The following is an 18,746-nucleotide window of genomic DNA, read 5'->3' on the forward strand; positions in this document are numbered from 1 at the left end:
CAAAGTGTCAGCCATGTCCCCGAACAGGTGTCCGCTATGTCCCCGGGCTGAACAACAAGCCCTAGGATGACGGTAGCGGGGGTGGCGGCGGGGCGCGGTGGCCGTGGAGTGTCGCTGGCCTCAGAGGTAACCGCCGACCTGCCAGGGGACGAACTCGTGGTCGCCGATGCCCAGCGCCTCCGATTTGGACGGCTCGCCGGAGGCCACGGCCAGCATACGTTCGAAGATCAGCCGGCCGACCTCCACCATCGGCACGCCCGCCAACACCGGCGAAGCGTCGACGTCCATGTCCTCGTCCATCCAGCTGGCCAGCTTGGCATTCGAGGCGACCTTGATCGACGGGGCCGGCTTGGCCCCGAACACCGAGCCGCGGCCGGTGGTGAAGACGATCAGGTTGGCGCCCGAGGCGATCTGGCCGGTGGCCGAGCAGGGGTCGTAGCCGGGGCTGTCCATGAAGCTGAGACCCTTGGTGGTCAGCGGCTCGGCATAGCCGATGACGTCGTTGAGCGGCGTCGAGCCCGATTTGGCGACGGCGCCGAGCGACTTCTCGAGGATGGTCGTCAGGCCGCCCTTGAGGTTGCCGGGCGAGGGGTTGTTGTTGAGTTCCATCTGGTGACGCTCGGCGTAGTCGCGCCACCAGGCCAGCCGGGCGTTCAGCCGGTCGGCGACACCCTGTGAAGCGGCGCGGCGCAGCAGCAGGTGTTCGGCGCCCCAGATCTCCGGCGTTTCCGACAGCATGGCCGAGCCGCCCTGGGCGACCAGCAGGTCGACGGCGACGCCGAGCGCCGGGTTGGCGGTGACGCCCGACCAGCCGTCCGAGCCGCCGCACTGCAGGCCGACGGTCAGGTGGGAGGCCGGGACGGGCTGGCGCTGGATGGCGGCGGCTTCGTCGACCAGCTCGCGGACGATGGCGACACCGGCCTCGATGGCGCGGGCGGTGCCGCCGGCCTCCTGGATGGTCAGGGTGCGCAGATGCGGGCCGGCGACTAGGCCCTCCCGCTCCAGCCAGGCGGGGATCTGGTTGGCCTCGCAGCCGAGGCCGACGATGAGCACCGAGGCGAAGTTGGGGTGATGGGCGTAGCCGGCCAGAGTCCGCTGCAGGACGGCGATGTCGGCGCTCAGGGAGGAGCCGCCGCAGCCGCCCTGGTGGGTGAAGGCGACGACGCCGTCGACGCCCGGCGGCAGGCTCGTATCCGGGAAGGCGTCGGCGATGCGGCGGGCGACGGTGGCCGAGCAGTTCACGCTGGTCAGCACGCCGATGTAGTTGCGGGTGCCGACCCGGCCGTCGGCGCGGACGATGCCCTGGAAGGTCGCCCCGGTCCTGTAGGCCGGCGGGACGGCGTCGACGCCGACCTCGGCCTCGCGGCCATCGTCGGTCATGGCCAGGTTGTGGACGTGGACATGGTCGCCGGCGGCGATGGCGAGGCTGGCCCGGCCGATGACCTGGCCGTAGCGGCGGACCACCTCGCCGGCCGGCACGGCGCGGCGGGCGATCTTGTGGCCGGCGGCGATGTCGGCGCGGGCCGGGGCGTCGAGGCGTTCGGGGGTCTCGCCGGCGGTGATGTCGTCCAGCGCGATGGCGACGTCGTCGGTGGGGTTGAGGATCAGGACACGGCTCATCGGACGGCCTCCGCCAGGCGCCGGGCCGCGTCGACGGCCCCGTGCCGGCTCAGGGATAGATAGGCGCCGGTGACCGCCGCCACAAAGCGGGGATCGCCGGACAGGGCCGGTGGAAAGACGGCGGCGAGGGTGAGCAGGGCCGCGACCCTGGCCTCGTCGGTGTCGGCCAGGGCCAGCAGTTGGGCGGTGCGGCCGGCCAGGGGGTCGTCGACGACGACGGCTTCGCCGGCCTCGGTGACGCCGGACTGCCAGCGCATCCAGGCGGCGACGCCCAGGGCCATGGCGGCGACGCCCTGCCCCCGCGCCAACCGCTCGGCCGCGCCGGCCAGCAGGCGCTGGGGCAGCTTCTGGGAGCCGTCCATGGCGATCTGGCGAGTGCGGTGCATCAGGGCGGCGTTGCGGAAGCGGGCCATCAGGTCGCGGCGATAGGCGGCGAGGTCGAGGCCGGGCGGCGGATTCAGCGTCTCCTGCGCCTCGTCCCACAGGGCCTCGACGTAGGCCGCGAAGGCGGGGACGGCGAGGGCCTCGTGGACGTGCTCATGGCCCGACAGGGCGCCGAGGTAGGCGATGGCCGAATGGGCGCCGTTGAGCAGGCGCAGCTTGGCGTCCTCCCAGGGGGCGACGGCGCCCGTCAGCTGCACGCCGAGGGCGGCGAAGTCCGGCCGGAGGCCGGCGAAGCGGTCCTCGATGACCCACTGAGTGAAGGGCTCGGCCTTGACCATGCCCTGGTCCTCCACGCCGAGGCGGGCGGCGAGGCGGGCGATGTCGTCCGGCGTGGTGGCCGGGACGATGCGGTCGATCATCGTCTGGGGAAAGGCGCCGTGCGTCTCGATCCAGTCGGCCAGCGGCGGATCGACCCGCCGGGCCATGGCCAGCACCGCCTCGCGGATTCGCGCGCCGTTGTGGGGGAGGTTGTCGCAGCTGATGACGGTGAAGGGCGCCAGGCCCGCCGCCCGGCGGGCGCGCAGGGCGGCCACGATGAAGCCCGGCGCAGTGCGGGGCGCCGAGAGGTCGGCGAGGTCGGCGGCGACGTCGGGGTCGTTCAGTTGCAGCGCGCCGGTCGCAGGGTCGAGGCGGTAGCCCTTCTCGGTCACGGTCAGGGTGACGATGTGGACGTGCGGGTCGGCCATGGCCGCGACCAGGGCGGCGGGGTCATCCGGCGCGACCAGCACCCCCTGCCCCGCCCCGATGACCCGCAGGCGCTCGTCGGCGCCGTCGCGGACGACCAGGGTGTAGAGGCCGTCCTGTGGGTTCAGCTGCCCCGCCACCGCCGGTGAGCGCAGCGAGGCGCCGAGCACGCCCCAGCGCAAATCGCTGGCGCTGAGGGCGTCGTCGAACACCACCGCCTGGTGGGCCCGGTGGAAGGCGCCGATGCCGAGATGGACGACGCCGGTCCGCACCTTGGCGCGGTCATAGGCCGGCCGCGCCACATCCGCCGGCAAGTCGGCCAGCGTGCGGGCGCTGAGGCGTGTCACAGTTTGTAGGCCGCCTTGACCAGGTCGTAGGTCAGGGCGCGGGCCACCTCATGGGCCTCGTCCTCCTCGATCCGGTGTTCGACCACCAGCTTCGCGAGAAAGCCGCAGTCCATGCGGCGGGCGACATCGTGCCGGGCCGGGATCGACAGGAAGGCGCGGGTGTCGTCGTTGAAGCCGACGGTGTTGTAGAAGCCGGCCGTCTCGGTGACCTGCTCGCGGAACCGGCGCATGCCCTCCGGGCTGTCGTGGAACCACCAGCTGGGGCCCAGCTTCAGGGCCGGGTAGTGGCCGGCCAACGGAGCCAGCTCCCTGGCGTAGCTGGTCTCGTCGAGGGTGAAGAGGATCAGGGTCAGGCGCGGGTCGGAGCCGAAGCGGTCGAGCAGGGGTTTCAGCGCCCGCACATAGTCGGTCCGTGTGGGGATATCGGCGCCCTTGTCGCGGCCGAAGCGCTCGAAGACCACGGCGTTGTGGTTGCGGAACGAGCCTGGGTGCAGCTGCATGACCAGCCCGTCCTCCAGGCTCATGGCCGCCATCTCGGTCAGCATCTGGCCACGGAACAGCTCGGCGTCGGCGGCGCTGGCCGGGCCGGACGTGACGCGGGCGAACAGGGCCTCAGCGTCGGCCTTCGAAAGATCGGCGGTGAAGGCGGTCGGGTGGCCGTGGTCGGTCGAGGTCGCGCCCATCGCCGCGAAATAGGCCCGCCTGTCGCGCAGGGCGTCGAGGTAGCCGGCCCAGGTCGCCGTATCGCGGCCGGTCTGTTCGGCGAGGATCTGCAGGTTGCCGAGGAAGCCCTCGTAGTCCGGGTCAAGCACCGGGTCCGGCCGGTAGGCGGTCAGCACCCGGCCCTTCCAGCCGGAGGCCTGGATCGCCTTGTGATGCTTGAGGTCGTCGATCGGCGACTCGGTGGTGGTCAGCACCTCGATGTTGGCCCGCTCGAACAGGGCGCGGGGCCGGAAGGCGTCGGTCTTCAGGGCCGCGTCGATGATGTCGAAGTAACGATCTGCTGTTTCTGCCGACAGCCGCACATCGATGCCGAACACCTCGGCGTAGACCCAGTCGTGCCACATGCGCGACGGCGTGCCCCGGAACAGATGGTAGTTCTGCGCGAACCGCCGCCAGATGGCCCGGGGATCGGCTTCCACCGCCCCGCCGTCGGCGCGCGGCACGCCCAGGCTTTCCAGGCTGGCGCCCTGGCTGAACAGCATGCGGAACACATAGTGGTCCGGGGTGATCAACAGTTCGGCCGGGTTGGCGAACGGCGCGTTGGTGGCGAACCATTCCGGATCGGTATGGCCGTGCGGGCTGATGATCGGCAGCCCCTTGACCTCCGCATAGAGCCGCCGGGCGACCGCGCGGGTGTCGGCGTCGACCGGGAACAGGCGATCGGGATGGAGGCGAAGCGGCTGGCTCATCGATACGGCTCTTGGTGGCTGCCCGGCATATGACACCGGTGACATTTCTTGGCAAACCGGACCCGGCTCACGACGCAGAGTAGCTGGTCTTGACCTGGGTGTAGAACTCGACGGCGGCGAAACCCTGCTCGCGCGGGCCATAGCTGGACGACTTCGTGCCGCCGAAGGGCACGTGGTAGTCGACGCCGGCGGTGGCCAGGTTGACCATGGTCATGCCGGCCCGGGCGTATTTCTGGAAATGGCGGGCGTGCTTCAGGGACTGGGTGACGATGCCGGCCGAGAGGCCGAACTCGACGCCGTTGGCCACGGCCAGAGCTTCCTCATAGCTGGCGACGCGGATGGTCGAGGCGACAGGGCCGAACACCTCCTCGGTGTTGATGCGGGCGGCCGGATCGGTGTCGGCGATCAGGGTCGGCGCCACGTACCAGCCGGGCTTTTCCAGGGTCAGGCGGTCGCCGCCGGCGATGACGCGGCCGCCGGCCTGGCGGGCGATGTCGATGTAGCGGTAGGAGGTCTCGCGCTGGGCCTCGCTGACGGCGGGACCCATCTGGGTGTTTGGATCGAGGGCGTCGCCGACCCGTAACGCGCGGACCTTCTCGGCCAGGGCGGCGACGAAGCGGTCGTGGATGCCGTCCTGCACGATCAGCCGGCTGGAGGCGGTGCAGCGCTGGCCGGTCGCGAAGAAGGAGCCGTCCAGGGCGATGGCCACGGCGCGGTCGAGATCGGCGTCGTCCAGCACGATCAGCGGATTCTTGCCGCCCATCTCCAGCTGCACCCGCGCCTGACGCTGGACCGCCGCTTCGGCGACACCGGCCCCGACGCCTTGCGAGCCGGTGAAGCTGATCCCGTCGACCTCGGGATGGGCCACGAGGCTTCGGCCGACCATGCCGTTGCCGATCACCAGATTGACCACGCCCGCCGGCAGTCCGGCCTCATGCAGGATGGCGACCAGGGCCTCGGCCGTGGCCGGTGTCGGCCCGGCGGCCTTGATGACCACGCAGTTGCCGAAGGCGATGGCCGGGGCGATCTTCCAGGCGGGAATGGCGATCGGGAAGTTCCACGGCGTGATCAGGCCAAAGACGCCGACCGGCTGGCGGTAGGTCTGGATCTCGACGCCGGGGCGGACCGAGGCCAGGTTCTGGCCGTGCAGACGCAGGGCCTCGCCGGCGAAATACTTCAGGATACGGCCCGCCCGCACGGTCTCGCCGATGCCCTCGGGCAGGGTCTTGCCCTCCTCGCGCGACAGCAGCCGGCCGATCTGCTCGCGGCGCTCCATGATGAGGGTCCCAGCCCGGTCGAGCACGTCGGAGCGCAGCTCCGGCGAGGCGTCGGCCCAGCCGGGGAAGGCGGCGCGGGCGGCGGCCACGGCCTGGTCGACCTCGACCGCGCCGCCCATGGGCGTGCGGGCGACGACGTCGCGGGTGTCGGAGGGGTTGAGACTCTCAGCCACGCGATCGCCGCCGACCTTCTCCCCGCCGATCCAGTGGGAGAGTTCAAGCGTGTCGGTCATGGCGCGTGTTCCGGGTTTCCTCCGAATGCCTCTAGCGCCTCGCGGGGGCGCGGCGAATGTCCAAGGCGGCATGGATCAAGAGCAGATCAGCATCGATCACGCCCGATTGGATCAAGCCAAAAGCAGCATCAGTCGATAGCCGCATTGGCTTGGACCAGCAACGAACGCCCCGATAGCTTTTGGACGAAGGCGACAGTGAGTGCGCCGCATGAGCCGCGCCGACGGCAGACGACAGGGAAGATGCATGTCCAGAATGACGCCCGCGGAAATGGCCGCCACCCTTGGCGGCGGCCTGCTGTCCTTCCCGGTCACCCATTTCGATACGGACGAGCAGTTCGCTGAAGGGCCATACCGCGACCACTGCGCCTGGATGCTGCGGCATGACCTGGCCGGCCTGTTCGCGGCCGGCGGCACCGGCGAGTTCTTCTCCCTGAAGCTGCCGGAGGTGGCGGCGGTGGTGAAGGCGGCCGTCGCCGAGACGGCCGGCAAGACCCCGGTCATCGCCGGGGCCGGCTATGGCACCGCCATCGCCGTGGAGATGGCGCAGTCGGCGGAAGCGGCGGGGGCCGACGGCATCCTGCTGCTGCCGCCCTTCCTGATGGTTCCGGGCCAGGAGGGACTGGCCGGCCATATCGAAGCGGTGTGCAAGGCGACCAGGCTCGGCGTCATCGTCTACAATCGCGACAACGCGGTGCTGAACGCCGACACCCTGGAGAAGCTCTGCGATCGCAACCCCAACCTCGTCGGCTTCAAGGATGGGGTCGGCGACATCGAGCTGATGATGCAGGTCTATGCCCGGATGGGCGACCGGCTGACCTATATCGGCGGCCTGCCGACTGCCGAAACCTTCGCCCCGGCCTATCTGGAGATGGGCGTCACCACCTATTCCTCGGCCATCTTCAACTTCGTGCCGGACTTCGCGCTGAGCTTCTACCGGGCGGTGCGGGCCCGCGATCATGCGACCATCATGGCCGGCCTGCGGGATTTCGTGCTGCCCTATGTGGCTCTGCGCAACCGGGGCAAGGGCTACGCCGTCTCCATCGTCAAGGCCGGGATGACCGCCATCGGCCGCAGCGCCGGGCCGGTGCGCACGCCGCTGACCGACCTGACGGCCGGCGAACTGGACGAGCTGAAAGCCCTGATCGCCCGGGTCGAACCGGCCCCGGCCAAGCGGGCGGTGAACGGCTGAGCCTGTCCCGTCCTGGGCGAAACGCCTAGGCTCGCAGGTCCGACAGAGGACCGATCATGTTTGAACTCAGCCAGCTCCGCTGTTTCGTCGCCGTCGCCGAGGAGCTGCATTTCGGCCGGGCGGCGCAGCGGCTGAACATGACCCAGCCGCCGCTGAGCCGTCAGGTGCAGCTCTTGGAGCGGATCCTCGGCGTGCTGCTGCTCGACCGCACCAGCCGCTCGGTGCGGCTGACGCCGGCGGGGCGCGCCTTCCTGATCGAGGCGCGGCGGATCATGCGGCTGGCCGAGACCGCCGCCCTGGCCACGCGCCGCATCGCCAGCGGCGACGCCGGGCGGGTGGCGATCGGCTTCACTGCCGCCTCGGGCTACAGCTTCCTGCCCCGGCTGGTCGAGATCGGCCGCAGCCGCCTGCCCAACGTGGATCTCGCCCTGCGCGAGATGGTCACCGGCGAGCAGATCGAGGCCCTGCTGACCGGCCGCATCGATCTGGGCCTGATCCGGCCGCCGCTGAACCGGCCGGAGTTCGACAAGATCCGGGTGATGACCGAGCCGCTGGTCGCCGCCCTGCCCTCGGGCGACCCGCGCCTGGCCAAGGCGGTGCTGGAACTGAGCGACTTCCACGCCAAACCGATGGTCATGTATGCGCCGGAGGGGGCCGGATACTTCTACGGCATGCTGACCGGCCTGTTCGACGCGGCCGGCGTCTCGCCGCAGTATGTGCAGCACATGAGCCAGATCCATTCGATGCTGGCCCTGGTCCACGCCCGCATCGGCGCCGCCGTTGTGCCGGCGGCGGCCATGCGGCTGCATTTCGAGGACGTCGAGTTCCGGCCCCTCGACATCACCCCGGCCCAGCCGGTGGAGCTGTTCGTCGCCTGGCGACGCGACAACGACAACCCCAGCCTCAAACCCCTGCTGGCGCTGATCGAGGCGCAGGCGGAGGACGGGCAGCCGTAAGGACGACCGCCATGGACCCCAGCCGCCGAACGATCTGCGCGCTTGCTGGCGGGGCTTTGGCGATGACGGCGGGCGGCGTCTGGGCGGCGAGCCCGGCCCCGGTGGCCAGCACCCGGCACGGCAAGGTGCGCGGCTATCTCGACCAGGGCGTCAAGGTCTTCAAGGGCGTGCGCTACGGGGCCGACACCGCCCCCCGGCGGTTCCGCCCGGCCGTGGCGCCGGAGCGGTGGTCCGGCGTGGCCGAGGCCACGGCCTACGGCCATGCCTCGCCGCAGAAGAGCCAGGAAGCCGACCAGAGCGAGGACTGCCTGTTCCTCAATGTCTGGACCCCTGCCCTGGCCGACGGCGGCAAACGGTCGGTGATGGTCTATGTCCACGGCGGGGCGCACGCCAACGGCTCCGGCTCCAACCCGCTGTACGACGGCGTGGCGCTGTGCCGGCGCGGGGATGTGGTGGTGGTGACGCTGAACCACCGCCTGAATGTCTTCGGCTACAACGGTCTGGGACAGCTGCTGGGCGGCGACTTCGCGGCCTCCGGCAGCGTCGGCAATCTTGACCTGATCCTGGCCCTGGAGTGGGTGCGCGACAACATCGCCGGCTTCGGCGGCGATCCCGGCAATGTCACCGTCTTCGGACAGTCGGGCGGCGGGGCCAAGCTGGTCACCCTGATGGCCATGCCCAGGGCGGCCGGCCTCTACCACCGGGTCATCACCATGAGCGGCCAGCACGTCACCGCCATGGGGCCGCAGCACGCCGAGCTGCGCATGCGCCGGTTCCTGGGTCACCTGGGCCTGACCCCGGAGCGGGCCGCCGAGCTGGCGACCCTGCCGGCCGGGCGGCTGGTCGAGGCGCTGGCGATGGCCGATCCGCTCGAGAAGGGCGACATCTACTTCTGGTCGGTGATGGACCATGACACCCTGCCCCGGCATCCCTTCGTGCCCGACGCGCCGCGCGAGAGCGGCCACATCCCGATGATCATCGGCAACACCCATGACGAGGCGCGGGCCTTCCTGGCCGGGGATGCGCGCAACTTCGAACTGACCTGGGACACGGTGGCGGCCAAACTGGCCCCGGAGCTGGTGGTCGACGTCAACGCGCAATACGTCGTCGACTGGTACCGCAAGCGCTTCCCGGCCATGTCGCCGGTCGACGTCTTCTTCGCCGCCGCCACCTGCGGCCGGTCACGGCCGGGCCATCTGATCCAGGCCGAGGAACGGGCCAAGCTGGGCGGCCCGACCTGGATGTACCAGTTGGACTTCGGCTCGCCGGTCGATCCGAAGCTGCGCGCCTACCACAGCTTCGACATCGCCCTGGCCTTCGATAACTGCGCCCAGCCAACCTCGAAGACCGGCGTGGGACCGGACGCTCAGAAGGTGGCGGGCGCCATGAGCGAGGTCTTCCTGGCCTTTGCGAAGACCGGCGATCCCAACTGCGCGGCCATCCCGGCCTGGGGCCGCTACACCCTGCCGGAACGGGCGACGATGATCTTCGACATCGACAGCCACATCGAGAACGATCCGCGCGCCGACGAGCGGCGGCTGTTCCAGACCGCCCCCTTCCTCAAGCAGGGCACCTGATCAGCGCGACCAGGGGAACTTGAGGGTCGGCTGGTTGACGTAGCGGTCCATGGTCAGCACCAGCCGCGCGCCGGATCCGGGTGCCAGCCGCAGCGTGAAGGTCGCGGCGTTGACCGGCTGAACCGCCTCGCCGATGGCCACCGACTTGATCCGATGCTCGCCATAGCCGCCGCCCTGGATGACCAGGGTGCGGGCCTTGGTCGGGCTGAGGTTGACCAGGGTGACGGCCGTCTCGGTGGCGGTCAGGCGATCGACAAGAGCGGCGGTGTCGGGCGGCAGGCCGGCGCGGCGGGCGACGGGGTCGAAGTAGCGCAGGCGGGCGTAGAGGGGCGAGCCGCCGAGGTGCGGCGAGCTGGGCGACCAGGACGGGCGGCCGATGTGCAGGGCGCCCATGGTCTGCTGCATCAGGGCGGTGACGCTGGCCGGGTTGATGTCGAGCACACCATCGGCCAGCCGGGTGGCGGGCGTGGTCTTGTCGTCGCGCTGGGCCTTGGCGCGGTCGGAGACGCGGGCGAGGTCGGCGGCCAGGGCCTTCTCGGGCCAGGCCGGGTCGCGGCCCTCGAGGTAGCCGACCCAGGGATGGTCCGGCGCACGGCGGCGATCGGCCTCGCGCATCGAGAACCACCAGATATCCAGCGCATTGGTCTGATGCAGGCCGTCCTTCCAGCCGTACCAGCCGTCTGGGCCGTACATGGTCGGGGTCTGCACCTTGCCGCCGACAGTGCGCTTCTCGGCATTGAGGCGGTCGGCCTGGGCGCGCCAGGTCTGCAGATACTTGTCGTCGCCGGTCAGCAGATAGGCGTTGAAGAAGGCGGGGATGGTGCGCAGCACCCGGCTGCGATCCTCGCGCTTGCCGGTGACCGGATTGACCGGGCTGAAGCCCCAGCCATAGGTCCCGCCCCACCACTTGCCGTCGGCGGCCGAGCCGATCACCCCGTCGAGGCCGACGTTGGAGGGGATGAGGTCGTCGTTGGCCCTGGCGCGGGCCGCCCAGGCGTCGATGTAGCCGAGCAGCCAGTCGCGATACTTCGTCTCCCCGGCTGTCATGTAGGCGTTCAGCGCCAGGGTGGCGGACAGCATGTTGAGCGGATGGTCGCCGACGACGTCGGTGTATTCCTCGTAGTGCTGCAGGGTCTGCTCGTAGGTCTCCTCGCCGTGCTCCATGAAGAAGGGCTTGGGATCGAAGGGGTCGCCCGCCCAGTCGACGGCGGTGGCCTTGCGCAGCATCGGCCCGCGCGAGCCGTTCATCAGACTACGGATGACCTTGTGTTGCGGGTCGTAATTGGGCGCCGCCGGATCCTCGCCCATGTAGAGGCCGGCGAAGGTGCGGGCGCGGCGCTGGAAACGGGCGTCGTCCGGGGCCGACAGGCCCTGGACGTTGAACAGGGTCAGCTCCTCGGCGTGGTGCTGCCAGTCGAGCTGGACGTTGAAGTCCTTGCGGAACATCCCCTTCCGGGCGACCTCGACGACGGTGGTCCTGGCCTTGGCGAACTGGCGCAGGTGGCCTTCCCAGGCCTGGGTGTACATCGTCTTGACGCGTTCGGCGCCGCCCAGCGCGTGCAGCAGCGGCCAGTTGTTGACGTTCTCGATGGCGTCGTCGGGGCCGTCGTTGGCGCCCCAGCGCTCGAAGCACTGGAAGTAGCCGCGGGAGTCGAAATAGCGGGCATAGAAGGCCTCGCAGGCCTCGGCGTTGGCGGCCAGCAGCTGGCGTTGCAGCACCGCCCAGGTCGGCGGCGCCATCGGCGTGACCACCTCCAGCGCGGCGGTCGGCGGCGCTGTCTCCGCGAAGGCCAGGACGCCCAGCGAGGCGCCGGCCAGGACGGCGCGGCGATGCATCACTTCGGTTCCGGGGCCTTGAGGGCCAGCCGCTCGATCTTGCCGGTGATCAGGAAGTAGGCGGCGATGACCAGGGCGCAGTGGACGCCGACGAACCACAGGGCCCCGTCGAACGAGCCGGTGCCGGCGACGATGTAGCCGATGACGATCGGGGTGACGATGCCGGCGGTGTTGCCGAAGGTGTTGAAGATGCCGCCGGTCACCCCGACGAACTCGCGCGGCGAGGTGTCGGAAATCACCGCCCAGCCCAGCGACGCCACCCCCTTGCCGAAGAAGGCCAGGGCCATGACCACGATGACCAGCCACTCCTGCTGGATGTAGACGCAGGCGATGATGGTCGAGGCCAGGATCATGCCCAGCAGCAGCGGCGTCTTGCGGGCCAGGGTCAGCGACCCGGTCCGCTTCAGGAGCTGGTCGGAGATCACCCCGCCCAGCACCCCGCCGATGAAACCGCAGAGGGCCGGGGCGGCGGCGGCGAAGCCGGCGTCGAGGATCGACAGCCCGCGCTCCTTGACCAGGTAGATCGGGAACCAGGTGACGAAGAAGTAGGTCAGCACATTGATGCCGTACTGGCCGATGAAGACCCCCAGCAGCATGCGGCTGCCCAGCACCTGTTTGACGTTGGCCCAGCTGAAGGCGGCCGATGTGGTGACCGTCTTGTCCTCCATGCGGATCAGCCCGCCGCCGGCCTCGATGTAGTCGAGCTCCGCCTGGTTGATCATCGGGTGCTCGACCGGGCTGTGGATCAGCTTCCAGAACACGAAGGCGGCGAGGATGCCCAGGCCCCCCATGACGAAGAACACCGAATGCCAGTCGAAGGTGTGGACCAGCCAGCCCATCAGGGGGGCGAAGACGACCAGGGAGAAGTACTGCGCCGAGTTGAAGATGGCCGAGGCGGTGCCGCGCTCGGGACCGGGGAACCAGGCGGCGACCAGCCGGGCGTTGCCGGGGAAGGAGGGGCTTTCGCTTAAGCCGACCATGAAGCGCATGGCGAACAGGCCGATGAAGATGGCCCCGCCGGCCAGGAAGCCCGAGAAGCCCTGCAGCAGGGTGAACAGCGACCAGAGGACGATGGCGAGGGTGTAGATCAGCTTGGTGCCGAAGCGGTCCAGCAGGGCCCCGCCGGGGATCTGGCCGATGACATAGGCCCAGGCGAAGGCCGACAAGATATAGCCCATCTGGATCGGGTTCAGCCCCAGGTCCTTGGAGGCGGCGTCGCCGGCGATCGAGAAGGTCGAGCGGTCGGCGTAGTTGATGGTGGTCAACAGGAAGATCAGCAGCAGGATCAGCAGCCTGACCCTGGAGCGGCGGCCTGTCCCGGCCGCGACGGTGCTGTCGGTCATGGCGTTTCCTGTCTTCCTGGGAGGCGCTTCTGGGGCGCCTGTTAAGCGCGACGATAGGCAGGGGGCGGACGGGCGTCTAAGCCAAAGGCCCTATGGACCGATCCAATATCGGTATCGATGCCCGCCCGGGCATCAGTTCGCTTTGTGCATCGGTTCATGCCCTCTTGGGATTGGAGCGCATCGATCCCCGCCACTAACACTCATGGCGACGCTGACGGCCGAAAGCCGTCCGCCAACAGAGATCCACGTCACGTGGACCAGGGGAGGAGAGACACTGATGCGTTCCACGCAGGGAATCCGAGTTGCGCTGAAGACCGGCGTGTCGGCGCTGGCCATGTCGATGGCGCTGGGCGCCGGCGCGGCCTTCGCTCAAGGTCCCGCCCCGGCCGCCGAGCCGCCGCCCGCCGAAGAGGGCGAGGTCGAGGAAGTTGTCATCACCGGCTATCGCGCCAGCCTGCAGAGCGCCATCGTCGCCAAGCGCGAGGAGAGCGGCGTCGTCGACGTCATCAAGGCCGAGGACATCGCCGACTTCCCGGACCTGAACCTGGCCGAATCCCTGCAACGCATCCCTGGCGTCGCCATCACCCGCGCCAACGGCGAAGGCCGCCAGATCTCGGTGCGGGGCCTCGGCTCCGAATACACCCGCGTCCGCGTCAACGGCATGGAGGCCATCGCCACCACCGGCGGCACGGTCAACTCCGGTGGCACCAACCGCACCCGCGGCTTCGACTTCAACATGTTCGCCTCGGAGCTGTTCAACAGCCTGACGGTGCGCAAGTCGGCCTCGGCCGACGTCGAGGAAGGCTCGCTGGGCGCCACGGTCGACCTGCAGACGGCCCGACCCTTCGACTACCGCAAGCCGACGCTCGTCCTGGGCGCCCAGGCCAGCTACAACGACCTGGCCGAGGACATCACCCCCCGCCTGACCTTCCTGGCCTCCGACACCTGGTTCGACGGCCGTTTCGGGGCCCTGGTCTCGATCGCCTATGAAGAGCGCCACATCCTCGAGGAAGGCGCCAACATCACCCGCTGGACCTACGGCGGCGCCAACGGCGGCTTCAACGCCGCCTCGACCCTGCCGGGCTACACCATCGCCCAGATCAACGACACCAACACCGCCACGGCCATCTACCACCCGCGCATCCCGGGCTACGTCAGCTACGACTTCAACTCCGAGCGCCTGGGCGTCACCGGCGCGCTGCAGTTCAAGCCGACCGACGCCACCACCCTGACCCTGGACATGCTGTACTCGGATGTGAAGAGCACCCGCGAAGAGGCCCAGTTCCAGGCCATCGGCTTCAGCCGCGGCGGTTCGGGCAAGCCGCAGACCATCATCCGCAGCGGCATCGTCGACGGCAACCACAACCTGGTCCAGGGCGTGTTCGACAACGTCGACCTGCGCACCCAGTCGGCCTACGATGAGCTGGAGACCGAGTTCCAGCAGTACACCTTCACCGCCACCCACGAGTTCAGCGACCGGCTGCGCGGCGGCTTCGTCACCGGCTATTCGAAGTCGGACTTCACCAATCCGATCTCGACCATCATCACCTTCGACCGGGCCAACAGCCAGGGCTACGGCTACGACTTCCGCAGCCGCCTGCCGGGCATCACCCTGAACTTCGACCCGACCGACCCGGCCAATTGGTCGATGAACAACGGCACCTCGGAAGTCCGCCTGCGGCCGAACGCGGTGACCAACCAGTTCACCACCGCCAAGGCCTATGCCGCCTTCGACGTCAACGACAACCTGACCCTCAAGGCCGGCATCGACTGGCGCCGGTTCCAGTTCGACTCCGAGGGCCAGTACCGCACCAGCGAGACGGTGGTGAACACCCTGACGCCGGCCCAGCTGGCGGCGGTGTCGCGGGTCTACAGCGGCTTTGGCCGCAACCTCGGCGCCCCGTCCGGCAACCCGACGTCCTGGCTGGCGCCCGACATCAGGAAGTTCAACGCCGCCTACGACATCTACTGCAACTGCGGCATCTATGCCCTGACCAGCACCAACAACTCCTCGGCCCGGGGCCAGTTCATCACCGTCGACGAGAAGGACACCGGCGGCTACGTCCAGGCTGAGTTCAAGTTCGACGTCTTCGGCCTGCCGCTGCGCGGCGACGCCGGCGTGCGCTACGTCCAGACCAAGCAGTACTCGACCGGCTACGCCGCCGTCGGGGCCACCATCGAGCTGGTCTCGGCCAGCCGCGAGTACGACACCTGGCTGCCCTCGGCCAATGTGGCCCTGGAGCTGACCGACACCCTGGTGCTGCGCGCCGCCGCGGCCAAGACCATCGCCCGGCCCTCGATCAGCACCCTGACCCCCGGCGGCGACGTCCAGATCCAGGGCGCCAACCGCAGCTTCACCAGCGGCAACCCCTTCATCGATCCCACCCAGTCGAAGAACTTCGACCTGTCGCTGGAATGGTATCCCGACAGCGACTCCCTGTTCGCCATCGGCGTCTTCTACAAGAACATCGACACCTTCGTTCAGACCCTGCGCCAGGACATCCCGTTCAACCAGCTGGGCCTGCCCGACTCGCTGCTCAACGGCACCACCGCCCTGCCGACCGACCTGTTCGTAGTCAGCCAGCCGGTCAACTCCGACGGCGGCGAGCTGAAGGGCTTCGAGATCAACGTCCAGAAGCGGCTGAGCTTCCTGCCGGGCTGGATGGAGAATTTCGGCATCCAGGCCAACTACACCTTCGTCGACAGCGACATCGAGTATCTGACCTCGACGACTCCCGGCGCCCCGACCATCACCGAGACCCTGGTCGGGCTGTCGAAGAACGCCGCCAACTTCACCCTCTACTACGAGACCGAGCAGTTCAGCATCCGCGGCTCGCTGGCCTACCGCGAGGGCTACCTGACCCAGGTGCCGGGCAACGACGGCAACGCCTTCCACGGCACCAACGAGACCACCAACTTCGACATGCAGGCCTCCTACAACATCACCGAGAAGCTGAAGGTCAGCATCGAGGGCATCAACCTGACCGACGAGTTCAACGACCAGTATGTCGACGACAGCAACCGCCTGAACGTGCGCAGCCACAGCGGCCGGCAGTTCTTCGTCGGCGTTCGCTACAGCTTCTAAGCGGGCCCATCCCCCTTGGCCCGCTCCTGGCGCCGCCCCTCACGGGGCGGCGTCTTTTTTTGTCCGCCTGCGGCCGAGGGCCGCGGATCGGAAGCACACGGAATTTCAACGCATTGGCCCGCATTAGGGAACCCGATCCTGAGGGAACCATGCGAGCCATCATCTGCGGAACGATTGCGGCGCTGCTGATGGCCTTGTCTCCGGCCATGGCGCGACAGGGCATGACTCCTGGCCAGCTTGCCTCGGCGATCGAGGGAAGGGCCGAGGCGTCGAGCTTCGCCGACCTGCGCCGCTTCGGCGACGCGGCCCTGCTTGGCAAGGATCGCGAGGCCCTGCGCCGGCTGCACTATGTGGCCACGGTGTTCCGCAACCAGTCGGAATTCGACCTCTTCAACCGCTACAACGACGCGCTCGCCAACTCCGCCAAGGCCCAGGGGGATGCGCGCTATCAGGCCGTCGCCGAGCTGAACAAGGTCGCCGGCCGCATGAACCAGGGCGACGCCTCGGCGGTGGCCGACCTGCAGGCCCTGCGGGACCGATCGACCGACTGGTTCGTCAAGGTGCACGCCGAAACCATATGGGCCGTGGTGCTGGTCAACCGCCAGCAGACCGGGGCCGCCCTCAAGCTGCTCTACGAAGCCGAACTGCTGATCGACCAGAAGGACGCCGACGCCAAGTCGGCCGAATCGGAAATCTGGGAGATGATCGGCATCGCCCTGATCGGGCTGAACGATCTGGACGGCAGCGCCCGCGCCTTCCAGCGCTCGCAGTTCGAATTCGCCGACGTCGCCTATCCAAGGCCTGACTTCGACGCGGTCTACAATCTGGGCGACTTGGCCATCCGGCTGGGCGACAAAGCCCAGGCCCGTAAGCTGGTGACGGTGCACCACGAGCTGACGGTGAGTTCGGGCCTGAGCAACCTGAAAGCCTGGGACGCCTATCTGTGCGGCATGTACGCCGAGGCCTTCGCCGGACCGGCCCAGGTGCTGGACTGCACCGGCGGCCTGAGTCAGCCGATCGAGAACACCGGCCTCCTCGCCCCGCGGCTGTTGCCGATGCGGGCCATCGCCAACGCCCGGACGGGCAAGCCGGCGACGGCCGCCCACGACCTGGCGACCCTGCGGTCGCTGCAGGCGGCCCATCACTTCGACGATTCGGCCTTCAAGCGGCTTCCCGAAATTGAGGCTGAGCTGATGCTCGCCCGCGGCGACGCCACCGCCGCCTATGCCAAGTTCCGCGACTACCAGCGGGCGCAGCGCATCCAGACCGCACAGGATATCTACGGCGGCGTGCGCCAGATCACCGGTTCGCTGGAAACCCAGCTGAGCAGCGCCCGCAAGGAAACCGAGCTCAAGGCGGCCGCCGTCCGCGCCCAGCGCTGGATGATCCTGCTGGGCGTCCTCCTGACCCTGGGCGCCGGCGTGGCCGTGATCCTGCTGATCCGCAGCAGCCGCCGGCTGCGCGCCGCCCGCCAACAGGCGGACGCGGCCAGCACGGCCAAGAGCGCCTTCCTCGCCACCATGAGCCACGAGATCCGCACGCCGCTGAACGGCGTGCTGGGCATGGCCCAGGCCATGGCCTCCGACGGGCTGGACGAGACCCAGCGCGAGCGGCTTGGGATCATCCGACAATCGGGCGAAGCCCTGCTGGCCATCCTCAACGACGTCCTCGACCTGTCGAAGATCGAGGCCGGCAAGCTCGAGATCGAGTGCATTCCCTTCGAGCTTACCGACATCGCCCGCACCGCCTCCGCCGCCTTCGGCGACCTGGCCCGGTCGAAGGGCGTGACCCTCGACCTCGATCTCGGCTCGGCGGCCGCCCGCTATCGCGGCGACCCGACCCGGCTGCGGCAGATCCTCTACAACCTCGTCTCCAACGCCGTGAAGTTCACCGAGGACGGCAAGGTGCGGATCGAAGCCGCCTACGACGACGGCCGCCTGCAGATCAGGGTCATCGACACCGGCGTCGGCATCTCGCCGGACAACATGGACAAGCTGTTCGGCCGCTTCGACCAGCTGGACTCCTCGACGACCCGCCGCTTTGGCGGCACCGGCCTTGGCCTGTCCATCTGCCACGAACTGGCCCAGCTGATGGGCGGCGGCATCACCGTGACCAGCCACGCCGGCGTCGGCTCGACCTTCACCCTCAGCCTGCCGCTGGAGCGGCTTGGCGAGGAGTTCGGCCGCGACGACGAGGCCCGCGACAGCCAGGACGGCGAAGACCTCGCCCTTCGGGTGCTGGCGGCGGAGGACAACCGCGTCAACCAGATCGTCCTCACTACCCTGCTCGAGCAGCTGGGGGTCACGCCGACCATCGTCGACGACGGCCAGGCGGCCGTCGACGCCTGGCGCAGCGGCGACTGGGACGTGATCCTGATGGATATCCAGATGCCGGTCCTCGACGGCGTCGCCGCCGCCCGGGCCATCCGTGAGGAGGAGTCGGCCAGCGGCCGCCGCCGCACCCCGATCATCGCCCTGACCGCCAACGCCATGTCGCATCACGTCGGCCAGTATCTGGCGGCGGGCATGGACACCCACGTTTCAAAGCCGATCCAGGTCAGCGCGCTGTACGAGGCCCTGGCCTGGGCGGCGAACCCCGGCGGCGGCGTGGTGCCTGTCGAATTCCAGGCGGACGGGGCGGACGCGGCCTAGAGCAGGGCGCGATTTGATGGAATCAAATCGCTTGCTCTAGCTTTTTGGTTGGCGCGCGTTTGCTCCGATAACCGGTTCCCACTTATCGGAAC

11 protein-coding genes are annotated in these 18,746 nt (G+C 69.1%); 5 read left to right on the forward strand and 6 right to left on the reverse strand.

Going from position 1 to position 18,746, the window contains the following annotated elements; genetic code table 11:
* Window positions 1-120 precede the first annotated feature (120 nt).
* The 4 genes from AC1RSK_RS19575 to AC1RSK_RS19590 all read right to left on the reverse strand — a co-directional run bounded on the left by AC1RSK_RS19575 (window position 121) and on the right by AC1RSK_RS19590 (window position 6,017).
* On the reverse strand, window positions 121-1,620 hold the full coding sequence (locus AC1RSK_RS19575) for a UxaA family hydrolase (RefSeq protein WP_492909347.1): 1,500 nt from the start codon (window positions 1,618-1,620) through the stop codon (window positions 121-123).
* A complete protein-coding gene (locus AC1RSK_RS19580) occupies window positions 1,617-3,095 on the reverse strand; it encodes a mannitol dehydrogenase family protein (protein WP_492909348.1) in 1,479 nt (492 codons plus the stop codon). Before AC1RSK_RS19580 ends, AC1RSK_RS19575 begins: the two co-directional genes overlap by 4 nt.
* Window positions 3,092-4,507 (reverse strand): glucuronate isomerase, encoded by a 1,416-nt coding sequence (gene uxaC, locus AC1RSK_RS19585; protein ID WP_492909349.1) that lies wholly within the window; start codon window positions 4,505-4,507, stop codon window positions 3,092-3,094. The genes AC1RSK_RS19580 and uxaC overlap by 4 nt, the downstream gene beginning before the upstream one ends.
* A 67-nt stretch (window positions 4,508-4,574) precedes the next feature.
* A complete protein-coding gene (locus AC1RSK_RS19590) occupies window positions 4,575-6,017 on the reverse strand; it encodes an aldehyde dehydrogenase family protein (RefSeq protein WP_492909350.1) in 1,443 nt (480 codons plus the stop codon).
* Between the two features lie 253 nt (window positions 6,018-6,270).
* Between AC1RSK_RS19590 and kdgD the strand changes: the two genes are divergently transcribed.
* Genes kdgD through AC1RSK_RS19605 form a run of 3 tightly spaced genes read left to right on the forward strand, consistent with a single transcriptional unit; the run spans window position 6,271 to window position 9,739 of the window.
* Entirely contained in the window at window positions 6,271-7,206 is a 936-nt protein-coding gene (gene kdgD / locus AC1RSK_RS19595) for a 5-dehydro-4-deoxyglucarate dehydratase (RefSeq protein ID WP_492909352.1), read from the forward strand.
* Window positions 7,207-7,262: 56 nt separating this feature from the next.
* Window positions 7,263-8,162 (forward strand): LysR substrate-binding domain-containing protein, encoded by a 900-nt coding sequence (locus tag AC1RSK_RS19600; protein WP_492909353.1) that lies wholly within the window; start codon window positions 7,263-7,265, stop codon window positions 8,160-8,162.
* Between the two features lie 11 nt (window positions 8,163-8,173).
* Complete coding sequence (locus tag AC1RSK_RS19605) at window positions 8,174-9,739, forward strand: carboxylesterase/lipase family protein (RefSeq protein ID WP_492909354.1); 1,566 nt, start codon at window positions 8,174-8,176, stop codon at window positions 9,737-9,739.
* Here AC1RSK_RS19605 and AC1RSK_RS19610 read toward each other — a convergent pair whose 3' ends face one another.
* Together AC1RSK_RS19610 and AC1RSK_RS19615 are read right to left on the reverse strand one after the other, a co-directional pair.
* A complete protein-coding gene (locus AC1RSK_RS19610) occupies window positions 9,740-11,575 on the reverse strand; it encodes a DUF8034 domain-containing protein (protein WP_492909355.1) in 1,836 nt (611 codons plus the stop codon).
* Window positions 11,575-12,918 carry an MFS transporter gene (locus tag AC1RSK_RS19615; RefSeq protein ID WP_492909356.1) on the reverse strand — a complete coding sequence of 448 codons (1,344 nt, stop codon included), beginning with the start codon at window positions 12,916-12,918 and terminating at the stop codon, window positions 11,575-11,577. Before AC1RSK_RS19615 ends, AC1RSK_RS19610 begins: the two co-directional genes overlap by 1 nt.
* A 277-nt stretch (window positions 12,919-13,195) precedes the next feature.
* On the opposite strand from AC1RSK_RS19615, the gene AC1RSK_RS19620 reads away from it, so the two are divergent.
* Together AC1RSK_RS19620 and AC1RSK_RS19625 are read left to right on the forward strand one after the other, a co-directional pair.
* Window positions 13,196-16,003, forward strand: a complete 2,808-nt coding sequence (locus tag AC1RSK_RS19620; RefSeq protein WP_492909357.1) for a TonB-dependent receptor — start codon at window positions 13,196-13,198, stop codon at window positions 16,001-16,003.
* Window positions 16,004-16,152: 149 nt separating this feature from the next.
* Window positions 16,153-18,654, forward strand: coding sequence for an ATP-binding protein (locus AC1RSK_RS19625; RefSeq protein ID WP_492909358.1), 2,502 nt, complete (start codon window positions 16,153-16,155; stop codon window positions 18,652-18,654).
* Window positions 18,655-18,746 lie beyond the last annotated feature (92 nt).

The organism is Caulobacter sp. GW821-FHT11A05, assembly GCF_058809015.1.

Coding starts and splice junctions, on each gene's coding strand:
- AC1RSK_RS19605 (WP_492909354.1), top strand. CDS start 8,174: ATGGACCCCAGCCGCCGAACGATCTGCGCGCTTGCTGGCGGGGCTTTG.
- AC1RSK_RS19625 (WP_492909358.1), top strand. CDS start 16,153: ATGCGAGCCATCATCTGCGGAACGATTGCGGCGCTGCTGATGGCCTTG.
- AC1RSK_RS19620 (WP_492909357.1), top strand. CDS start 13,196: ATGCGTTCCACGCAGGGAATCCGAGTTGCGCTGAAGACCGGCGTGTCG.
- AC1RSK_RS19615 (WP_492909356.1), bottom strand. CDS start 12,918: ATGACCGACAGCACCGTCGCGGCCGGGACAGGCCGCCGCTCCAGGGTC.
- AC1RSK_RS19610 (WP_492909355.1), bottom strand. CDS start 11,575: ATGCATCGCCGCGCCGTCCTGGCCGGCGCCTCGCTGGGCGTCCTGGCC.
- AC1RSK_RS19600 (WP_492909353.1), top strand. CDS start 7,263: ATGTTTGAACTCAGCCAGCTCCGCTGTTTCGTCGCCGTCGCCGAGGAG.
- kdgD (WP_492909352.1), top strand. CDS start 6,271: ATGACGCCCGCGGAAATGGCCGCCACCCTTGGCGGCGGCCTGCTGTCC.
- uxaC (WP_492909349.1), bottom strand. CDS start 4,507: ATGAGCCAGCCGCTTCGCCTCCATCCCGATCGCCTGTTCCCGGTCGAC.
- AC1RSK_RS19575 (WP_492909347.1), bottom strand. CDS start 1,620: ATGAGCCGTGTCCTGATCCTCAACCCCACCGACGACGTCGCCATCGCG.
- AC1RSK_RS19590 (WP_492909350.1), bottom strand. CDS start 6,017: ATGACCGACACGCTTGAACTCTCCCACTGGATCGGCGGGGAGAAGGTC.